The sequence below is a fragment of the Planococcus salinus genome (assembly GCF_003719725.1).
GTDB classification, from domain to species: domain Bacteria; phylum Bacillota; class Bacilli; order Bacillales_A; family Planococcaceae; genus Planococcus; species Planococcus salinus.
Map to the genome: position 1 here is coordinate 12,385 of NZ_RIAX01000019.1, position 17,780 is coordinate 30,164.

Below are 17,780 nucleotides of genomic sequence, written 5' to 3' on the forward strand. Positions count from 1 at the left end.
TAATACTTTTGCAAGTTGTGACTTTTACAATCTTTATAGTTTCTTTCGAAAATTTTTCTTTGAACTCCCCTGTATCACTCTTTCTGTTTTACACTAAAAAGAGGAGGGATTTTATGACTAAAAAAATGTTGGCGAGTGATAACAATTCCGGAATTCACCCAGCCATTCTGGAAGCAATTGCAGAAGCGAACAGCGGCCACGCTCCAGCTTATGGGGACGATTCCTGGACGGCCGCAGCCACTGCGAAATTCAAAGAGCAGTTCGGGGAAAAGACTGCGGTATTCTTTACGTTCAACGGAACAGGTGCTAATGTGACTGGACTCAAATCGATGGTCCGCTCTCATCAAGCAATCATTTGCACAGAAGGTGCTCATATTCACATGGATGAAGGAGGGGCCGCCGAAGGAATCATCGGAGGCAAGTTATTGACTGTTCCTTCTTCTGACGGCAAACTGACGATCAATCGAATTGCACAGCAGCTGCATCATATTGGATCCCAGCACAGAAGCCAGCCGAGAGCCATCTCCATTTCCCAATGCACGGAGATGGGTACCGTTTATACACTGGACGAAATAAAAGAACTATGCGACTTTGCCCACAGCAACGGCTTGTATGTGCATATGGATGGCGCCCGGATCAGCAATGCGGCTGCATTTCTCGGTTGCAGCCTGAAAGAGATGACCGTCGATGCCGGCATTGATATGTTGTCTTTTGGCGGCACCAAAAACGGCCTGATGGTCGGTGAAGCTGTTGTATGCTTCCGTGAAGAACTGGCGGCTGATTTGAAATACATCCGTAAACAAAGCATGCAGCTCGGCTCAAAAATGCGGTTTATCGCAGTCCAGTTCGAGCGTTTGCTGACGGATGATTTATGGCTTGAAAACGCCAGCCACGCCAATCGGATGGCACAATTGCTGGCAGAAGGAATGAAGAAAATCTCAGGCATCACCATTACACAACCAGTCCAATCAAATGCGGTCTTCGCCGTCTTGCCCCAGGATCAGCTGGAAGAACTTCAAAAGCTTCATGCCTTTGCTGTGTGGAACAAAGAGCACGGAGAAATCCGTCTCATTACGTCTTTCGATACGACCGCAACAGACATTGAATTGTTTTTGGCGGATGTTGCAAAAATATGTGAGTAATCCATATTGAAATTCCGGCAGCCTTTACAGGTGTCGGATTTTTTCTGTTTATTTCCACTTTTAATTTTTTGTTTAAAATTTTCCAAAGCAGGGAAAAACTCTTTATCTTTTCTATAAGGAGGAAACTGCACTTGGATCGTTTTTTACAAGGGGTCGCTGATTTTTCCGGCTGGCTTTGGGGTGTCCCACTCATTTCACTGCTACTGATATCAGGACTTTATATGACATTTAAACTCGGCTTTTTTCAATTTCGTTATTTTGGTTACATAATCGGCCAAACGTTCGGCAGTGTTTTCAAAAAACCGAAAGGCGTCGGGACAGTTACACCACTTCAAGCTTTGACTTCCGCTCTTTCCTCCACAATCGGCGCAGCCAATATTGTCGGAGTTCCAGCGGCAATCATGTTCGGTGGACCAGGTGCTGTATTTTGGATGTGGGTTATCGCATTGATCGGCATGGCACTTAAATTTTCCGAAAGTGTCCTTGCCGTAGAATACCGCGAAAAAAATGAGAAAGGTGAGTTTGTCGGGGGACCGATGTATTACATGACCAAAGGCTTGGGCATGAAATGGCTCGGCGTTTGGTTTTCTTTTGCTTTGATGATTGAGCTGATTCCCAGCATCATGGTGCAGGGAAATTCCGTCGCAAGTACAGTAGAAGCTTCTTTCGATGTCCCTCCTTTATGGACCGGCATCGCAGCTGCGGTTCTTGTCTCGATCGTCGTGTTCGGTGGCATCAAGCGGATCGGCAAAGTAACTGAAATCCTCGTGCCGTTTATGGCCTTTTTTTATGTGGGCGGTGCCTTGATCATTCTTTTCATGAATATAGACGCAGTGCCTGAATTTTTCAGTTTGATTTTCAGCAACGCATTTTCTCCTGCTCCTGTCATGGGTGGCTTCGCAGGAGCCGCGATTGTCGAAATTATCCGCTGGGGGTTTGCCCGCGGCCTTTATTCCAATGAATCGGGCCTTGGGACAGCTCCGATCGCCCATGCGGCGGCCACTACAGATCATCCCGTGCGTCAGGGCTTTTGGGCAGTGGTTGGTGTCATGGTAGATACGCTCATCGTCTGTACTGCCACTGCATTTGTGGTCTTGTCTTCCGGAGTCTGGACAGAAGAAGGTGCCATAGATAATTCTTCTGCTTTGACGACTTTGGCATTTGAATCTTATTTCGGGACCTTCGGTGGCATATTAGTCACACTGGCTTTGATCTTTTTCGTGTTTTCCACTATTCTGGTAGTCATTTTCTACGGAGCCAAACAAGCGGAATTTCTGTTCGGCTTAAAAGCTTCTTACGGCATTCAAGTGGTTTATGTAGTGGCAGTGGTTTTAGGTTCAATCGGAGCAGCGGAAGTGATTTGGGGCTTTCTCGACATCATGCTGGCAGCTATCCTCATTCCGAACGTCATCGCAATTTTGCTGTTGAGCAATAAAGTCAAAGAATTGAAAACCGAATTTTTCACTTCTCAGCAATACTATAAGAAAGATAAAAAGGAACAAAGTCAATAAGTCGGCAATTTTTCGAGCAAAAGAAAAATATCGGTTGACTTCTGATATGCATTGCAATAATATGAAAACTACAAAATAATAGTAAATCTCTTATGAAGAGTGGCGGAGGGACTGGCCCTGCGAAGCCCGGCAACCATTCACGGTTTAAAGAATCGTGGAAAGGTGCTACATCCTGCAAAATACATTGTATTTTGACAAATAAGAGAGGTGGAAACTTCCAACAGTTTATCTATGCCTCTCTTTCAGAGAGGCATTTTTATTTTTCTTCAACAAAGGATGTGAATTCATTTGGCAAGCGCGATTGTAAAAGGAGCTCCCGGGCATTACCGGCTTGGCGAAGGGGTCCTGGAGGAATTGCCGTCATTATTGGCAGAACTCCGTATCGAAAAATTGCATATCATTGCAGGCAAAACAGCTTGGGAAAAAACAAAACCATATTTACCAAAGGAAATCATCGACCAGGCAAAAAGTCAAAGCACGTTCACCAAAGGCCATTGCACATTGGAAACGGCGGAAAAAATAGCCGGTGACCTGACAGCTCAGTCTATTGAAGCGGTCATCGGCATTGGAGGCGGTACAGCCCTTGATACGGCGAAAGCTGCCGCTGCCGAAGCAGGCCTTCCTGTTGTCCTGGTTCCAACAATTGCTGCCACTTGTGCTGCATGGGCGCCGCTCAGCGTTTTCTACAACGAACAGGGGGCTTTTACACACTTTACGGAATTCCCTGAAGCCAACACGTTGCTGCTTGTGGAACCTGCCATCATCGCTTCAGCTCCGGTGCGCTATTTACAGGCGGGAATTGCCGATACGTTAGCCAAATATTACGAAGCAAGAGTGCTGATCGCTTCGTTCTATAAAGATGCAGAACTGCCGGTACGCCTGCAGATTTCCCAGGGAGCAGCTGAAATTTGCCGCGACACTTTACTGAAAGACAGCAAGACAGCAATTGAAGCTGTAACAAAAGGTGAAGTAACGGAACCATTGGTTCGTGTGATTGAATCGGTCTTCATGGCCGGCGGAATGGTCGGCGGCTTTGGCGAAAAAGCTGGCCGTATAGCAGCGGCCCATTCCATCCACAATGGTTTGACGGAAGCCAAAGAAACAAAAAACCATTTGCACGGTGAATTGGTTGCTTACGGATTACTGGTTCAACTGGCTCTTGAAAATGACGTAGTGGAATTGGAAAAACTGATTCATTGCTATAGTGAATGGGGGCTTCCCAAAACTTTGAAAGACCTATCTATTGACCCTGAACAAACGGAACTGCTTAAACGAATCGTCCAAAAAGCCACTCTCCCTCAGGAGTCCATCCACTACATGGACGTGGAAATTACCGAAGATACCGTATTTCAGGCAATACAGGCAGTAGAAGCGATTGAATCTTTAGTTCACAACTAAGAAAATCATAAGAAAAGAGGAAAATGACATGAAAAAATGGACAGCAACAAGTTTATTGGTTTTGACAACGACAGCACTGGCAGCCTGCGGAAGCGGTGACGACAGTGCATCGACGACTGAAGAAGCGGAAAGCTTAGTCAGCGACGGCGTCCTGACGGTGGGAGTTACCGGTGGACCGCACGAGCAGCTTGTCGAAAGAGTGGCTGAGCTTGCAGAAGAACAAGACTTGGATTTCACAATTGAAGCTGAGGTATTTACCGATTATGTAATGCCTAACGTTGCGTTGGCGGAAGGCGATATCGACTTGAACTCTTTCCAAACAGAGCCTTTCTTTGAAGAAATGAAAGAAAGCCGTGACTTGGACCTTGTAAGAGTAGGTGATACGGTCACTTTCCCAATGGGGATCTATTCATTGGATGTGACAGATGTCAGTGAATTGGAGGAAGGTGCCAGAATCGGTTTGCCAAGCGACCCGACCAACAGCGGACGTGCATTGGCATTGTTTGAAGAAGCTGGCCTGTTGAAAGTGGAAGAAGGCGTCGGACTGCAGGCAACGGTCATGGATATTGCTGAAAACGAAAACAACTATGAATTCATCGAATTGGATTCTGCTCAAATTGCCCGTCAATTGAATGAATTGGATGCAGCAGCGATCAATACGAACTTTGCTATTGAAGCTGGTTTCACCCCTGCTGAAGATGCTATCTTCATCGAACCGAAAGACTCACCTTTCGTCAACCTTGTTGCTTCAAGAGCTGAAAACCAGGATGACGAAGCCATTGACCAATTCCTGGAACTTTACCACAGCGAAGAAGTAAAACAGTTTATCGAAGAAGAGTTCTCAGGATCATTGATCCCTTCTTGGTAGGAAGAAAAGCGGAGGTGGCCGTGTAGGCTTGACGGGCATAAGACGATCTGGCGAAGCGGCGTGTTTTCAGCCGCACAGCCAGAGTGGCTTATGACCCGAGAGCCTGGCCGCCGGAGTCTGGACAATAGAAAAACGGAAGTGCCTGTCAGAAAAACACAAAAAACCACTTCGAGCTCATCGCTCGAAGTGGTTTTTTACATGCTCAATCACTGCTGACCGGCAATCCTCGGACAAAGGAGACTTTTTCGGATCCACTAAATCGCCGTAAAGCAAATCATCCAAAAACCGGACTTCTTGATCCCGAAAATGTGTTTCCGTTTGCGCATCAAATACATCCAGCTTTATATAGATGTTATTTCCACTCTCCACGTAATCGAAAATCGTCACCAGATGCTCCATCGTCAGCTCCTCCTTTGTAACGAAGTATGAATAAATTTATGCATGGACAAGAAATTGTTCCTGTTAGAACAATCCGACCGCTTCCCCGTCTTCACCGACATCCATATTCAATGCAGCAGGCTGTTTCGGCAAACCTGGCATGGTCATGATGTCACCTGTTAAACACACTAGAAACCCGGCGCCAAGTTTGGGAATGATTTCCCGGATGGTGATGGTGAACCCTTCCGGACGACCCAGCAGTTTCGGCTGGTCAGACAAGGAATACTGCGTTTTCGCCATGCAGATCGGCAAAGCGTCCCAGCCGTATTTCTTCAACTCCACCAATTGTTTTTGAGCTTTATCGGACAGTTGAACATCCGCGCCACCGTAAACCTTCTGAACAATGGCACGAAGTTTTTCCTCGACCGAATCCTGTTCATCGTACAGGTGAGCAAACTGGTTCGGCGTAGCAAGCTGACGCTTTACAATCTTTGCCAACTCCAGACCGCCTTCTCCTCCCTGCTCCCAGACATTCGTCAACGCCAGTTCAATTTCTTCCGCTTCAGCCCAGCCGATAACTTCCGCCAGTTCTTCTTCCGTATCCGTAACAAACCGGTTCAATGCGATAACCGGCTCGATGCCGAATTCCCGGATGGTTTCCACATGTTTCGCCAAATTGACAATGCCTCTTCTGACTGCATCATGATTTGATTCCTTCAACGAGTCTTTCGCGACTCCTCCGTGCATTTTCAAAGCCCGGACAGTCGCTACAATGACTACAGCATCCGGATGGAAATTGCCTTTTCTTGACTTGATATGCATAAATTTCTCCGCACCCAAATCCGCTCCAAATCCAGCTTCTGTCACAACTATATCCGCCAATCTTCTGGCTGTTTGCGTTGCCATCAAGGAATTGCAGCCATGCGCGATATTGGCAAACGGCCCACCGTGAATGATTGCGGGGGTCCCTTCAATCGTCTGCACCAGATTCGGTTTAAGCGCATCTTTCAGCAGCAATGTAAGCGCCCCTTCAACGCCCAAGTTTCTGACAGTCACCGGTTCTTTGTCATACGTATAGCCAATGACCATCTGCGCCAGCCGCTCTTTTAAATCTTCCAGCGAATCCGCCAGACATAGGACCGCCATGATTTCAGAAGCGACCGTGATGTCAAAACCATCTTCCCGCGGCACCCCTTGCGCTGGTCCGCCAAGTCCCACCGTCACTTGGCGGAGCGCTCGATCATTCATGTCCAACACGCGTTTCCAGGTAATTCTTCGGGGATCGATATGAAGCTTATTCCCTTGGTGTAAATGATTGTCGATAAAAGCGGCCAGCGCATTGTTGGCGGTCGTGATTGCGTGTATATCACCTGTAAAATGAAGATTGATATCTTCCATCGGCAACACCTGTGCAAAACCTCCACCGGTCGCCCCTCCTTTGACACCCATCACAGGGCCCAGGGACGGCTCACGCAATGCCACCACCACGGACTCCTTCAATTGCTTCAATGCATCCGCCAAGCCGACGGTCACTGTCGATTTCCCTTCACCCGCCGGTGTCGGGCTGAGTGCCGTCACCAGCACTACCTGGCCCAGTTTTGCAGCAGGCTCCAATAGATCCACATTTATCTTGGCTTTGTAATTGCCATATAACTCAAGAGCGTCCCGTGAAATCCCTGCGCTCTCTGCGATTTTCTCAATTGGCTTAATCGTAGCTTCTTTGGCGATCGATAAATCTGTAAACGACATTCATTCCCCAACTTTCGATTTTTCTTTTATTATAACGTGATAACAAAGAAAAGAAAGAAAAAAACCGACCTTCGCTTTAGCGCTGGCCGGTCGTATCCACTATTCACTTTTTCTTGGCAAGGTCAACTTCTTTTTGCTCTTTTGGTTTTTCTTCCAACTGAAATTCCTCTGTTACATCATCCATCACTTCTTTGGTGGAATTTTTAAACTCCCTCAGCGTTTGGCCGACCGCACGTCCCAATTGCGGCAGTTTTGCTGGACCAAAGACGATTAACGCAAAGACCAAAATTAAAATCAGCCCTGGTATGCCGATGTTTGGCATAGCATTCCCTCCCTCTATGTGTGCACATATAATGTGGTGACTCCTCATTTGGCTGAAACAGTAAAATCGCGGGCATTCCATAAACAATACCCATGAAGAGGATTAAGTTAAACATGTCTGTAAGTGACCATGACGGTTATGTCGGGCATGTTAGGACACCAGCATTTCAGAAATGAAAGTCCTCGTTCAATATGAGTTCCGGAAAGTCTTGCTCGATTGCTTCATACAGTCCGTTTTCTTCCAGTTGATCGAACAACTCCACTTCTTCCGCTTTGTGGATGTTCCACAAATCCGGCTTTCCCTCTTCATGGAATTGAATGATATACTTTTTCCTGTCTCCTTTGCCGATGACATAAACGTCCAAAGGCTCATACCTTTTGATGGTATCGAGTTTCTGGTTTTCAATTACTGATGCGGCATCCATTTTGTCCAAATGTGTATAGAGGAAAGCTTCCGAACGTGGTTGTTCCGCTGAAATGAAACTCATTTTTGCATGATGGCGATTGATGAACCGTTCCGACAATTGCTGATGAAACGAAATCGTTTCCCATTCCACTTGGCCTCGGTGTTTTTCAATAAACCGTTCGGATAACACCTGCAGCCGCGTGACGGCAATCCAGTCCACCTGATGCTGATGCCTGTCTATCAATGGCATCGGCAACTGCTGATGCACCGACAAAGCCGGCCAGGATAATTTATCGGCATGCTTTTCTATAAACGCCGGAGACAGCCCTTTTGAATTGGCCAGCTCCGTCTTTTCAGAAACCAGCCGCCAATATTCTTTCGCATCGAATGGCTTTCCTTCCTTCTCAAGTGTTTTCAGCTGCCGCTTGCTCTGGTATTCTTCAGCAGGCTGCCATTTCTCCGCTGACGCAAACTCTTCGATAAACCGTTCCGACACCTTTTGATGAGCTGTCACTTTATCCCAGAACAAGTATCCGCTGTATTGGCGAATAAACTCCTCCGATAGATCCTGATATTCAGAGATTAACTTCCAATGGACTTGATCCCTGGTTTCCCTGATAAATTGTTCAGAAAGCTGCTCTTCCTGGCAAATCCTATTCCAGGGAATCGAACGTTTGTCTTTATATGCTTTTGCCTCGATTAATTGTGCGACTGAATTAAACATACGACCCACTCTCTTTCTGATGAATTGTTATGTATATAGTAGCATGACGCTCACTCGAACGAAAAAACCTTTTGTTTTGAAAAACAAAACCCGCATGCCGGGCTTCCGGAACACGGGTTTACAGTTTACTGGCCTTCATCGTTGTCTTTTGGTTTCCGTTCATTCGTTCGATGCAGTTCTTCCGGAAAATCACCTTTATCTTTGTATTCCTGTTCTTCCGCTCTCAATTCCTGTTCGCGCTGCTGTTCTTTCAAATCGCTTAAACGTTTATCTTCAGCCACACTATCTCTCTCCTTTCCGATTTCCTAACTTACTATCCTTTTCCCGATTGCATCCGAACGAAACGGGCAATTTGAATTTCATTTACAGATCTTTTACATCAGCTTCCCAAGCTTGCTGTTTCAACAATAAAAGCTTACTCTATCAGTAACTGGGATACTGACAACCACATGGACAACAAGAAGGAAAGGAGCAAGTCATATTATGAAAGATATAATTGAATGGTCTACAGTGGAGCAGGGGCAGTGGAAACTGGTGATTGCCAAAACAGATAGAGGACTTTGTTATGTAGGCTCGCCCGGACAGTCTTTTGAAGAAGTGGAAACCATCCTGAAGAAACGTTATCCAAACACTGATTTCAAACAGAACGAAGAATCGCTGCAGCCGTATGTGGAAGAGTTGAAGGACTGTCTGAATGGATCGAAGCATACTTTTTCATTGCCGTCGGATGTGAAGGGAACGCCTTTTCAACAAGAAATCTGGGAAGCCTTGAAACAAATCCCTTATGGCCAGACCGCTTCTTATTCTGACATCGCAGCTCGCATCCAACGGCCCACTGCCACGCGGGCAGTCGGTGCCGCAATCGGGGCCAATCCTTTACTCATCACCGTCCCGTGCCACCGTGTCATCGGCAAAAACGGTGCCATCACCGGTTACCGTGGCGGTTTGGAACTGAAACGGTTTTTACTGGAATTGGAGAAAGATTCTCACAGCACTTAAGCTTTCGGCCAATTCGATGGCGAATACGCCTTTATTTTTCTGCCAGGATGCCGTTCAGGATAAAATCTGTGTAGATAGCTGCCAATTCGCTTACTGATAATTCTCCTTCTGGATTAAACCATTGATAGCTCCAATTGGTCATACCCAAAATAGCATAGGTGGTCATTTTTGGCTGCAGGTTTTTTCGGAATTCCCCATTTTTTATGCCATCGGCCACTATGCTTTCTATGTTGTCACGGAACTGATTTTTCTTCTCTCTGATGACTGCGCCATTTTCAGCACTAAGGTGGCGAATCTCACGATAATAAATACGTCCGAGCGCCCCTTGCGCTTCGATGTCCTCAATCAGAAACTCCACAACTTTCATCAATTTGGTGCGACAGGTTTTTTCGGTTTCCAGAATCCTTTTCTGCCTTCTCAACAAGTCATCTATATAGGAGAGATGGATATGCATGAGAAGGGCTTCTTTGCTTTTGAAATGATAATAAAATGAACCTTTCGTCACGCCGATGGCATCCACAATGTCTTGTATGGACGTCGCACTGAATCCCTTTTCCACAAACAGATTTATGCTTTGCGTGATCAATTCCTTTTTCATGGAAATTCCACTCCCTTTCTCATACCCCGATGCTCTAACTGAATTATTGTAACATTTCCACCGGTGCCAGTTGTCGAGAAAAAGCAAAAGAGAGTACGAATTGTACCCTCTCTTTCAATTGATCATCATCCTTTTTGTCGCAACTTTCCGGTTAAGCTGGAACCAGAAGCTCTTCCAGCACTTGGCGCAGCTCTGGCGGAATCAGCTCAGACTGTTGCTTGTCGTAATCAAAACAGACAATAGCTGCGCTTCCTTTCGCAATCCGCCCACCCGTTTTGGCTTCTGTGATTTCGTGTGCCATCTTGAAGCTTTTTGAACCGATCTGTTCGATTGTGGTCGTTACAATAAGCGTTTGACCGGCAAATGCCTGGGCAATATAGTCACAACTGGTGGAAGCGATGATAAAATCGATGTTCTTTCTTTTTTCTTCACCTATAAAGTTGATTTCTTCGAAAAACTTCGAACGTGCTTCTTCCATGTAGAAAAAATAGCTGGTGTTGCTGACATGTCCTCCGGCATCTGTTTCACAAAACCTCACATACACCTTGGTTTCCGGTAAATTCACGCCTTATCACTCCTCGCGCTCGATAATTGTTGCAATACCCTGGCCGCCGCCGATACATGCAGTGATCAGCGCATACTTTTTGCTGGTGCGTTTCAATTCGTACACGGCTTTTGTCAATAGGATGGCACCCGTGGCTCCAAGAGGATGGCCAAGAGCGATGGCGCCTCCGTTGACATTCACTTTATCAAGATCCATCTTCAGCTCTTTATCGCATGCGAGAACTTGGGAAGCGAAAGCCTCGTTGAGCTCGATCAAATCGATGTCTTCCAATGAAAGACCTGCTTTTTCCAATACTTTCTGCGTCGCAGGAACCGGTCCGATGCCCATTATATTCGGATCTACGCCGGCGACCGCCTGCGCACGGACTGTTGCCAAAGGCTTTAAGCCCAGTTCTTCCGCTTTCTCTCTGGACATGATGACGACGGCCGATGCAGCATCGTTCAGGCCCGAACTGCTGCCGGCAGTGACTGTGCCGCCTTCAAGAAATGCGGGAGACAGTTTGGCAAGCGCTTCTTTTGTAGTCTGCGGGCGCGGGTGCTCATCCGTTTTAAATTCGATCGGCTCTCCTTTTCGAACCGGAATCCTGATTGGCACAATTTGTTCGTCAAACCTGCCTTCTTCCATCGCTGCCGCCGCTTTTTGCTGGCTGCGGATTGCGAAATCATCTTGCTCTTCCCGGCTGATTTCGTATTGTTTCGCCAGGTTTTCTGCAGTGATTCCCATCGGTGGATCGCCAATTTCTTTTGGAGATAACTGGGACTTTCTGAATTTGGGTGGCACAGGGCTATACGCCTTTTCCGGACGATCCATCAAATAAGGGGCGCGGCTCATGCTTTCCACACCGCCCGCTACATAAACGTCTCCGTCTCCTGCCCAAATCGCCTGCGCAGCGAGATTCACCGCATTGATTCCTGAACCGCATTGACGGTCTACCGTCAGTCCAGGCAAGTGGGTTCCCAGCCCTGTTTCCAAAGCCGTTAACCGGGCAATGTTCCCGCCTCCGCTCAATACGTTTCCAAGAATGACGTCTTCCACCAATTCAGGCTCCACTTTCGCACGTTTCAGCGCTTCTTTGATCACTTCCGCGCCAAAGACATGTGCCGGAATCGAGGCGAGAGCCCCTCCCTGCCTGCCGATTGCTGTTCGCACCGCTGATACGATTACTGCGTCTCTGTTCATCTTCAACTCTCCCCTTCTATTCAGCAGAACGCCTTGCTATTACAGTGAGAAAACAAGATCTCCTTTTAAGACATTTTTGTCTTGCTGATTGGTCGCTTCAACTGAAAATTTTATTTGTTGCGCTTGTTTTTCTGCTACAGTCGCTTTTAACGTGATGACGTCTTCCAGAAAAACCATTCCTTTGAAACGGATGGAATAATCTGCGATAAACCCTTCTTCCAAGTATGGCGTAAACAACTTTGACAGATTTCCCATCGTCCACATGCCGTGTGCAATGATACCCGGCAACCCTGCTTTTTCGGCTTCTGCGTCAATTGTATGAATAGGGTTAAAGTCTCCGGAAGCTCCGGCATATTTGATCAAATCCAGTCTCGTCACAGGAGACAGTTTGATTTCGTCCAACGAATCTCCCACTTGCAAATCCACTATCGGAGTCATACAGACATCTCCTTTCTTGCCGCTTCATTGATGATGATGATCCGTTCTTCCGAGAACAGAAGCTGGCCATCCGCGTCTTCGCCGTACTTCGTCATGGTCAGGAATCCCATGTTCCCCATACTTCCTGTTTTCTCGTAATAATCTTTTACTTCCACCCAACAATACACGTCTTCCCCTATGTATAAAGGCCGGTTGTAATGATAAATCTGCTCCCCATGTATCAAGCCTTTTTTCGGAAGGTTCAAGTCAGGGACGGTCCCCGCGTCAAAAGTGACCGGAAAAGTGGGAGGTGCGATATTCCGCCCATACTTTGAATCCGCCCCAGCTTTCTCATCCAGGAAAATGGGGGCGGGATCGCCGATCGCTTCCGCAAATTTTCGGACCGCCCCTCTTTCAATAGTGTTTTTCACTTTATCTGAACGTTTGCCAATGCTCTCTTTCAACATATGCAGCATCTCCTTTTATCAGTTTTTAGGTCCTCCGGCAACGTATAATACTTGTCCGCTGACGAATGAAGAACGTTCATCGGCAAAAAAGGCTACGGCATTTGCGATGTCTTCCGGTTTCCCGCTTCTGTTTACCGGAATCTTGGAAACGCTCGCTTCAATCAATTCATCGAACGAAATTCCGATTCGTTCCGCCGTGGATTTTGTCATTTCGGTCTCGATAAACCCTGGGGCTACAGCATTGGCTGTAATGCCGAACTTGCCAAGTTCAATCGCCAGCGTTTTTGTAAACCCTTGGAGACCGGCTTTTGCAGTGGAATAATTGGCTTGTCCTCTATTCCCTAACGCCGAAGTCGATGAAATGTTGATGATTCTGCCATAGTTGTTTTTTGTCATGTATTGCTGAGCGGCGCGTGTCGCATAGAATGCCCCTTTTAAATGGACATCCATCACTGTCATCCAGTCTTCATCTGTCATTTTGAAAAGCATATTGTCACGGATGACACCGGCGTTATTGACCAGGATATCGACGGAACCGAACTTTTCGAACACTTCTTTCGTTGCTTGTTCGATTTGTTCGCGGTCCGTCACACTGGCAGTTTTTGTATAAATCGAATAGCCTTGCTCCTTCAATTCTTTTTCCGTTGTTTTCAGCGCTTCTTCGTTCACATCGATAATGGCCACATTGGCCCCTTCGTCCGCAAAACGTTCCGCTATTTTTCTGCCGATTCCCCGGCACCCGCCTGTTACAAGTGCTGTTCTTCCTTCAAATGCTGTTCCCATTGTCTTTGTTCCTCCTTTTTTAGTAAATACTTAAACGTACTGTCCTACTTTTACATGGCCTTTGAGCAGGTTTCTCGAAATAATCATGCGCTGAATTTCGTCAGTGCCGTCATAGATTCTCCACAGTCTGGCTTCACGGTACCAGCGCTCAATCGGCAATTCCCTTGTATAGCCCATGCCCCCATGGATCTGAAGGACACGGTCTACCACGCGGTTGCCCATGTTGGCACCGTACAATTTCGCCATGGACGCAAGTTGGCGATTGTCTTCCCCTTGGTCAAGTGTGAAAGCCGCATTCAGGACAAGCCATTTGGCTGCTTCGATTTCAACTGCCGAATCTGCAATCGGCCATTGAATCCCTTGCCGTTCTGCGATTGGCTTGCCGAAAGTTTTGCGTTCTTTGGAATAATCGATGGCCATCTGCAATAATCTTTCGCTCATGCCGACAGCACGTGCACCGACAACCCAGCGCGCAAAGCCGATCCACTCAAGACCCAGATTATAGCCGCCATTGATCTCTCCCAGAATATTCTCTTCCGGTACGCGGACGTTATCAAATACCAGCCCTGCAGGCCCCCATTCGCCCATCGTATCGATATACTCGGATTTCCAGCCCATGTCCCGGTCGACGATAAAGCAAGTGACGCCATCACGCCCCGTTTTTTGGTGCAGTTCTTTATCAGTGATGGCAATAACCATAACGAAATCCGCTTCATTGCCTCCGGTGATGAACGTTTTTTCTCCGTTCAATACCCATTCCTTGCCGTCTTTCACTGCAGTCATTTTCAAGTTTCGTGTGTCTGATCCTGCGTCAGGCTCCGTCATCGCAAAGCACGATTTCTTCTCGCCGTTGATTGTCGGGATCAGATACTTTTTCTTCTGCTCTTCGTTGCCGTAATACAGGATGTTATCTGCCGAACCGCCAAAGGTGAACGGCACAAACGTTTTGGCCACTTCCATATAGACAATCGCCATCATCATTTGGCCAAGATCCGATCCGCCATACTCTTCCGGTGTATTGATGCCCCAAAAGCCGAATTCTTTCGCTTTCAACTGTAATTCCTTCAATTTTTCTTTTGAGATGCCCGGCCGGCCCTCCCGTTCGTTCTTCAGTACATCATTTTCCAAAGGAATCAATTCTTTTTCCACAAATCTCCGAATCGTTTTCTGGACCATTTCCTGTTCTTCTGATAGACGCAAATGCATGTTCATCTCTCCATTCCATTTTTCTTATCGTGCCGTGTAATGTTCTTTCAATGCACGTTTCAGTATTTTTCCGACAGCTGTTTTCGGCAGTTCATCTGCGAAAAGGAGATCCGTCGGCACTTTATAAGCAGATAGCTGAGAGCGGCAGAACTCCATCAATTCCTGTTCTGTTGCCTGCTGCCCCTCTTTCAGCACCACGACAGCTCGTACGGTTTCGCCTCGGTATTCATCCGGCGCGCCGAACACTGCCGCTTCCAGTACAGCAGGATGGCTGTAGAGGACATTTTCCACTTCAATCGGATAAACATTAAAACCGCTCGCCAGAATCATTTCTTTTTTGCGTCCGACGATATAAAAGAAGCCATCCTCGTCCATTTTGGCAAGGTCCCCGGTGAACAGCCAGCCGTCCCGGATTGCCTGCGCCGTTTCTTCAGGATTGTTCCAGTACCCTTTCATGACTTGCGGACCTTGGATAATGAGCTCTCCCACTTCTCCGACAGGAAGGCTCTGCTGCCCCGTTGCCACATCCACAATCTTGGCATCAGTGTTCGGCAGCGGAATGCCGATACTGCCGTTCTTCTGCAGGCCTCCGACCGGGTTCCGGTGGGTTACGGGCGAAGCTTCCGACAGGCCGTACCCTTCTGCGACCGTGGTCCCGGTAACTTCATTGAAACGGTTAAGTACTTCAAGCGGCAAGGGGGCAGAGCCGCTCGTACAGGAAGACAAACAACTCAAGTCAAATTTCTTTTTCTTGTAGTAGTCGATCAAAGCGATATACATCGTCGGCACTCCTGGAAAAGCAGTCGGCCTGGTTTGTTCGATTACATTGACTACTTGTTCTACATCGAACTTCGGCACCAATATCATATTGCCGCCATTGTAGAAAGTGACGGACATACCGCTGGTCATGCCATATACATGAAACAGCGGAGAAATCGTCAATACGCGCTCTTTCCCTTTTTCAGTTTGCACCCTGGTGGTGGCGGCGCTTTGCAATGTGTTCGCTGCAATATTGCGGTGCGTCAGCATGGCTCCTTTGGGAAGTCCGGTAGTGCCGCCTGTATATTGAAGAACCGCTACATCTGTTGCCGGGTCAATCGCAATTTCAGAAGGCCGTTCGCTGGAAACGCCTTCTGCATAGTCACTGGACAAGTCGACGGAAATGACAGTTGATACGGACGTTTGGTCTTTGATGCTTTCAAACATCGGCAGCAGACGGTCCAGGATCACCAAAGCTTTTGCTTCAGAATCATTTAAAATGTGAAGCAGTTCTGCGGATTGAAACATCGGATTCAACTGGACAATGGTCGCTCCGCAAGCAATGGCTCCGTAAAAACTGATCGGATATTGTGGACAGTTCGGCAACATCAGCGCCACTCTGTCCCCTTTTCCTACTCCTTCACTTGCAAACAAATTCGCCGCTTTGTTTATTCGTTCCGCCAATTCACTGTATGTATACGACTTGTCAAAAAACGTCATCGCTATATGGTGCGGATAGCTTTGGATGGACTGATCGAGCAATTGGGTCAAGGAAATATCAGGAATTTCAATTTCTTTTGGATTGCCTTCCACGATATGCTGCATCCAAGGTCTCTCCATCATCTTCTCCTCCTTTTTTGGAAACTTATAAAGAAGCGCCGCCGTCGACTGCAATCACTTGGCCTGTTACATAATCACTGGCTCCACCGGCGAGAAAAAGTGCCGCTCCCTGCAATGATCTTGGATCTCCCAGTTTTTTCAATGGATTTTTATTGATAATCTTATCGGCGTTCTGCTCAATGACATGTTTGGTCATTTTTGTTTCAAAAAAACCTGGCGCAATGGCGTTGACGTACAATCCATATCCTGCCCATTTACGCGCCAAGTCTCTCGTAAAATGGTGAACAGCTGCCTTGCTTGTGCTGTAGCCGATAGCATTCAGCACTTCCGGTGGTTCAGCCTTCAATCCCGCCACAGATCCGATATTGATGATTTTTCCATAACCATTTTCGATCATGTGATTCCCGACCGCTTTCGACATGAGAAAAGTTCCGGTGACATTGACTTTCATGACTTTTTCCCATGCCTCAAGCGGCATGCTTTCCGCATTTTCGCCCCAGGTAGCTCCGCTGTTGTTGACTAAAATGTCTACTTTTCCAAAATCGGCAATCACAGCTTCTACGGTTTTCTTGACATTTTCTTCGCTGCCCACATTACATTCATATGCTTTTGATTTGATGCCATATTCTTTTTGCAGACTTTCCGCCGTTTCCTGGCAATTTTCCACTTTACGCGAACAAACAGCCACGTCCGCTCCATATTCGGCAAAAACTTCGGCAATCTTCCTTCCTAATCCAGCCCCTCCGCCGGTAACAAGAGCCGTCCGCCCTTTTAAATCAAATAATGAGTTTTCCATACTTTCACTCCTCTTCAAGTAAGATTTCTCCCATAACCATTTAGCTACTAACCGGTCAGTATGTTAGGTTCAAAAAAAAGAAGACCTTTTCGCCTCTCTTAAATACTAGTGTAAGCGCTTTACTTTTTCTTAAAATTCAGTATACATTATCTTTTCTGTCAGTTGCAACACTTTTTAAAAAACTCTTCTTTCTGAATTGGCCCACAGAAAAAAGCTGCCATGGTTTGACAGCTTTCCAGTTTACTTTAATGGCGGAGTGAGGGGACCTTGCTGAAAAAAATCTTTTCTCTGTTCTGCAGAGTTTACCATTTCTTTTATACTCTCGTGATTGCGGTCTATGAATTCTTGTATTGCCTGCTGATCCCAAGCCGCTTCATCTGTCGGAAAATCGGCGAAAGTTTCTTCCAGCTGTTGGATCATGTCCTTCCTCTTGAAAGACAGTGAAAACCCGTCCATGGTGAACTCATATGCTTTCGCATTAGGAACGAGAAGGCTCATAAAAATGCCATTGTATAAAAAATTCTTTTCCATTGTCTCCTCACCATTAAACCAGTACTCCAATACCTCTTCTTCCGGCAACGAATCTTTTTTCGAGCCATAAAGCACCTTTACTTCCTGGTTTCTTAAGTCCAGTTGTGTGAACTACCCACCACTTAAATCTTTCAGATTTTGAA

At 46.8% G+C, this 17,780-nt stretch carries 20 protein-coding genes and 1 riboswitch; of the genes, 5 read left to right on the forward strand and 15 right to left on the reverse strand.

Features of this window, described 5'->3' with window-relative positions; all coding sequences use genetic code 11:
* Positions 1 to 113: 113 nt before the first annotated feature.
* From EEX84_RS15590 to EEX84_RS15605, 4 genes are all read left to right on the forward strand, one after another.
* Positions 114 to 1,142, forward strand: coding sequence for a threonine aldolase family protein (locus EEX84_RS15590; protein ID WP_123166575.1), 1,029 nt, complete (start codon positions 114 to 116; stop codon positions 1,140 to 1,142).
* Positions 1,143 to 1,273: 131 nt separating this feature from the next.
* Positions 1,274 to 2,653, forward strand: a complete 1,380-nt coding sequence (locus EEX84_RS15595) for an alanine/glycine:cation symporter family protein (RefSeq protein ID WP_123166576.1) — start codon at positions 1,274 to 1,276, stop codon at positions 2,651 to 2,653.
* 87 nt (positions 2,654 to 2,740) lie between these two features.
* Positions 2,741 to 2,858: riboswitch (SAM riboswitch) on the forward strand.
* An 83-nt stretch (positions 2,859 to 2,941) separates the two neighbouring features.
* On the forward strand, positions 2,942 to 4,051 hold the full coding sequence (locus EEX84_RS15600) for an iron-containing alcohol dehydrogenase family protein (protein WP_123166577.1): 1,110 nt from the start codon (positions 2,942 to 2,944) through the stop codon (positions 4,049 to 4,051).
* 28 nt (positions 4,052 to 4,079) lie between these two features.
* The gene (locus tag EEX84_RS15605; protein WP_123166578.1) at positions 4,080 to 4,919 is read left to right on the forward strand and encodes a MetQ/NlpA family ABC transporter substrate-binding protein; all 840 of its coding nucleotides are present in this window, start codon (positions 4,080 to 4,082) and stop codon (positions 4,917 to 4,919) included.
* 174 nt (positions 4,920 to 5,093) lie between these two features.
* Here EEX84_RS15605 and EEX84_RS15610 read toward each other — a convergent pair whose 3' ends face one another.
* From EEX84_RS15610 to EEX84_RS16535, 5 genes are all read right to left on the reverse strand, one after another.
* Positions 5,094 to 5,318, reverse strand: coding sequence for a hypothetical protein (locus EEX84_RS15610; protein ID WP_123166579.1), 225 nt, complete (start codon positions 5,316 to 5,318; stop codon positions 5,094 to 5,096).
* Between the two features lie 63 nt (positions 5,319 to 5,381).
* Entirely contained in the window at positions 5,382 to 7,046 is a 1,665-nt protein-coding gene (locus EEX84_RS15615) for a formate--tetrahydrofolate ligase (protein ID WP_123166580.1), read from the reverse strand.
* A 103-nt stretch (positions 7,047 to 7,149) separates the two neighbouring features.
* Positions 7,150 to 7,368, reverse strand: a complete 219-nt coding sequence (locus EEX84_RS15620; RefSeq protein ID WP_123166581.1) for a twin-arginine translocase TatA/TatE family subunit — start codon at positions 7,366 to 7,368, stop codon at positions 7,150 to 7,152.
* A 166-nt stretch (positions 7,369 to 7,534) separates the two neighbouring features.
* Positions 7,535 to 8,497 carry a hypothetical protein gene (locus EEX84_RS15625; RefSeq protein ID WP_123166582.1) on the reverse strand — a complete coding sequence of 321 codons (963 nt, stop codon included), beginning with the start codon at positions 8,495 to 8,497 and terminating at the stop codon, positions 7,535 to 7,537.
* Positions 8,498 to 8,622: 125 nt separating this feature from the next.
* On the reverse strand, positions 8,623 to 8,778 hold the full coding sequence (locus EEX84_RS16535; RefSeq protein ID WP_158599134.1) for a hypothetical protein: 156 nt from the start codon (positions 8,776 to 8,778) through the stop codon (positions 8,623 to 8,625).
* Between the two features lie 202 nt (positions 8,779 to 8,980).
* On the opposite strand from EEX84_RS16535, the gene EEX84_RS15630 reads away from it, so the two are divergent.
* Complete coding sequence (locus tag EEX84_RS15630; RefSeq protein ID WP_123166583.1) at positions 8,981 to 9,496, forward strand: methylated-DNA--[protein]-cysteine S-methyltransferase; 516 nt, start codon at positions 8,981 to 8,983, stop codon at positions 9,494 to 9,496.
* A 31-nt stretch (positions 9,497 to 9,527) separates the two neighbouring features.
* Here EEX84_RS15630 and EEX84_RS15635 read toward each other — a convergent pair whose 3' ends face one another.
* From EEX84_RS15635 to EEX84_RS16665, 10 genes are all read right to left on the reverse strand, one after another.
* On the reverse strand, positions 9,528 to 10,094 hold the full coding sequence (locus tag EEX84_RS15635) for a TetR/AcrR family transcriptional regulator (RefSeq protein ID WP_123166584.1): 567 nt from the start codon (positions 10,092 to 10,094) through the stop codon (positions 9,528 to 9,530).
* A 151-nt stretch (positions 10,095 to 10,245) separates the two neighbouring features.
* The gene (locus EEX84_RS15640; RefSeq protein WP_123166585.1) at positions 10,246 to 10,659 is read right to left on the reverse strand and encodes an acyl-CoA thioesterase; all 414 of its coding nucleotides are present in this window, start codon (positions 10,657 to 10,659) and stop codon (positions 10,246 to 10,248) included.
* Positions 10,660 to 10,665: 6 nt separating this feature from the next.
* Positions 10,666 to 11,838, reverse strand: a complete 1,173-nt coding sequence (locus tag EEX84_RS15645; RefSeq protein WP_123166586.1) for a thiolase family protein — start codon at positions 11,836 to 11,838, stop codon at positions 10,666 to 10,668.
* Positions 11,839 to 11,877: 39 nt separating this feature from the next.
* Complete coding sequence (locus EEX84_RS15650) at positions 11,878 to 12,276, reverse strand: MaoC/PaaZ C-terminal domain-containing protein (RefSeq protein WP_123166587.1); 399 nt, start codon at positions 12,274 to 12,276, stop codon at positions 11,878 to 11,880.
* Positions 12,273 to 12,722, reverse strand: coding sequence for a MaoC family dehydratase N-terminal domain-containing protein (locus tag EEX84_RS15655; protein ID WP_123166588.1), 450 nt, complete (start codon positions 12,720 to 12,722; stop codon positions 12,273 to 12,275). The genes EEX84_RS15650 and EEX84_RS15655 overlap by 4 nt, the downstream gene beginning before the upstream one ends.
* A gap of 18 nt (positions 12,723 to 12,740) precedes the next feature.
* Positions 12,741 to 13,505 (reverse strand): 3-oxoacyl-ACP reductase FabG, encoded by a 765-nt coding sequence (fabG, locus tag EEX84_RS15660; RefSeq protein WP_123166589.1) that lies wholly within the window; start codon positions 13,503 to 13,505, stop codon positions 12,741 to 12,743.
* A 30-nt stretch (positions 13,506 to 13,535) separates the two neighbouring features.
* The gene (locus EEX84_RS15665) at positions 13,536 to 14,711 is read right to left on the reverse strand and encodes an acyl-CoA dehydrogenase family protein (protein WP_123166590.1); all 1,176 of its coding nucleotides are present in this window, start codon (positions 14,709 to 14,711) and stop codon (positions 13,536 to 13,538) included.
* Positions 14,712 to 14,735: 24 nt separating this feature from the next.
* Positions 14,736 to 16,310: a long-chain-fatty-acid--CoA ligase gene (locus EEX84_RS15670; protein ID WP_123166591.1), complete on the reverse strand. Its 1,575-nt coding sequence runs from the start codon at positions 16,308 to 16,310 to the stop codon at positions 14,736 to 14,738.
* Between the two features lie 25 nt (positions 16,311 to 16,335).
* Entirely contained in the window at positions 16,336 to 17,106 is a 771-nt protein-coding gene (locus EEX84_RS15675; RefSeq protein ID WP_123166592.1) for an SDR family oxidoreductase, read from the reverse strand.
* Between the two features lie 240 nt (positions 17,107 to 17,346).
* Complete coding sequence (locus EEX84_RS16665) at positions 17,347 to 17,526, reverse strand: hypothetical protein (protein WP_205125702.1); 180 nt, start codon at positions 17,524 to 17,526, stop codon at positions 17,347 to 17,349.
* Between the last annotated feature and the right edge of the window lie 254 nt (positions 17,527 to 17,780).

Coding starts and splice junctions, on each gene's coding strand:
- EEX84_RS15590 (WP_123166575.1), top strand. CDS start 114: ATGACTAAAAAAATGTTGGCGAGTGATAACAATTCCGGAATTCACCCA.
- EEX84_RS15605 (WP_123166578.1), top strand. CDS start 4,080: ATGAAAAAATGGACAGCAACAAGTTTATTGGTTTTGACAACGACAGCA.
- EEX84_RS15610 (WP_123166579.1), bottom strand. CDS start 5,318: ATGGAGCATCTGGTGACGATTTTCGATTACGTGGAGAGTGGAAATAAC.
- EEX84_RS15615 (WP_123166580.1), bottom strand. CDS start 7,046: ATGTCGTTTACAGATTTATCGATCGCCAAAGAAGCTACGATTAAGCCA.
- EEX84_RS15620 (WP_123166581.1), bottom strand. CDS start 7,368: ATGCCAAACATCGGCATACCAGGGCTGATTTTAATTTTGGTCTTTGCG.
- EEX84_RS15625 (WP_123166582.1), bottom strand. CDS start 8,497: ATGTTTAATTCAGTCGCACAATTAATCGAGGCAAAAGCATATAAAGAC.
- EEX84_RS15630 (WP_123166583.1), top strand. CDS start 8,981: ATGAAAGATATAATTGAATGGTCTACAGTGGAGCAGGGGCAGTGGAAA.
- EEX84_RS15635 (WP_123166584.1), bottom strand. CDS start 10,094: ATGAAAAAGGAATTGATCACGCAAAGCATAAATCTGTTTGTGGAAAAG.
- EEX84_RS15645 (WP_123166586.1), bottom strand. CDS start 11,838: ATGAACAGAGACGCAGTAATCGTATCAGCGGTGCGAACAGCAATCGGC.
- EEX84_RS15650 (WP_123166587.1), bottom strand. CDS start 12,276: ATGACTCCGATAGTGGATTTGCAAGTGGGAGATTCGTTGGACGAAATC.
- EEX84_RS15655 (WP_123166588.1), bottom strand. CDS start 12,722: ATGTTGAAAGAGAGCATTGGCAAACGTTCAGATAAAGTGAAAAACACT.
- fabG (WP_123166589.1), bottom strand. CDS start 13,505: ATGGGAACAGCATTTGAAGGAAGAACAGCACTTGTAACAGGCGGGTGC.
- EEX84_RS15665 (WP_123166590.1), bottom strand. CDS start 14,711: ATGCATTTGCGTCTATCAGAAGAACAGGAAATGGTCCAGAAAACGATT.
- EEX84_RS15670 (WP_123166591.1), bottom strand. CDS start 16,310: ATGGAGAGACCTTGGATGCAGCATATCGTGGAAGGCAATCCAAAAGAA.
- EEX84_RS15675 (WP_123166592.1), bottom strand. CDS start 17,106: ATGGAAAACTCATTATTTGATTTAAAAGGGCGGACGGCTCTTGTTACC.
- EEX84_RS16665 (WP_205125702.1), bottom strand. CDS start 17,526: ATGATCCAACAGCTGGAAGAAACTTTCGCCGATTTTCCGACAGATGAA.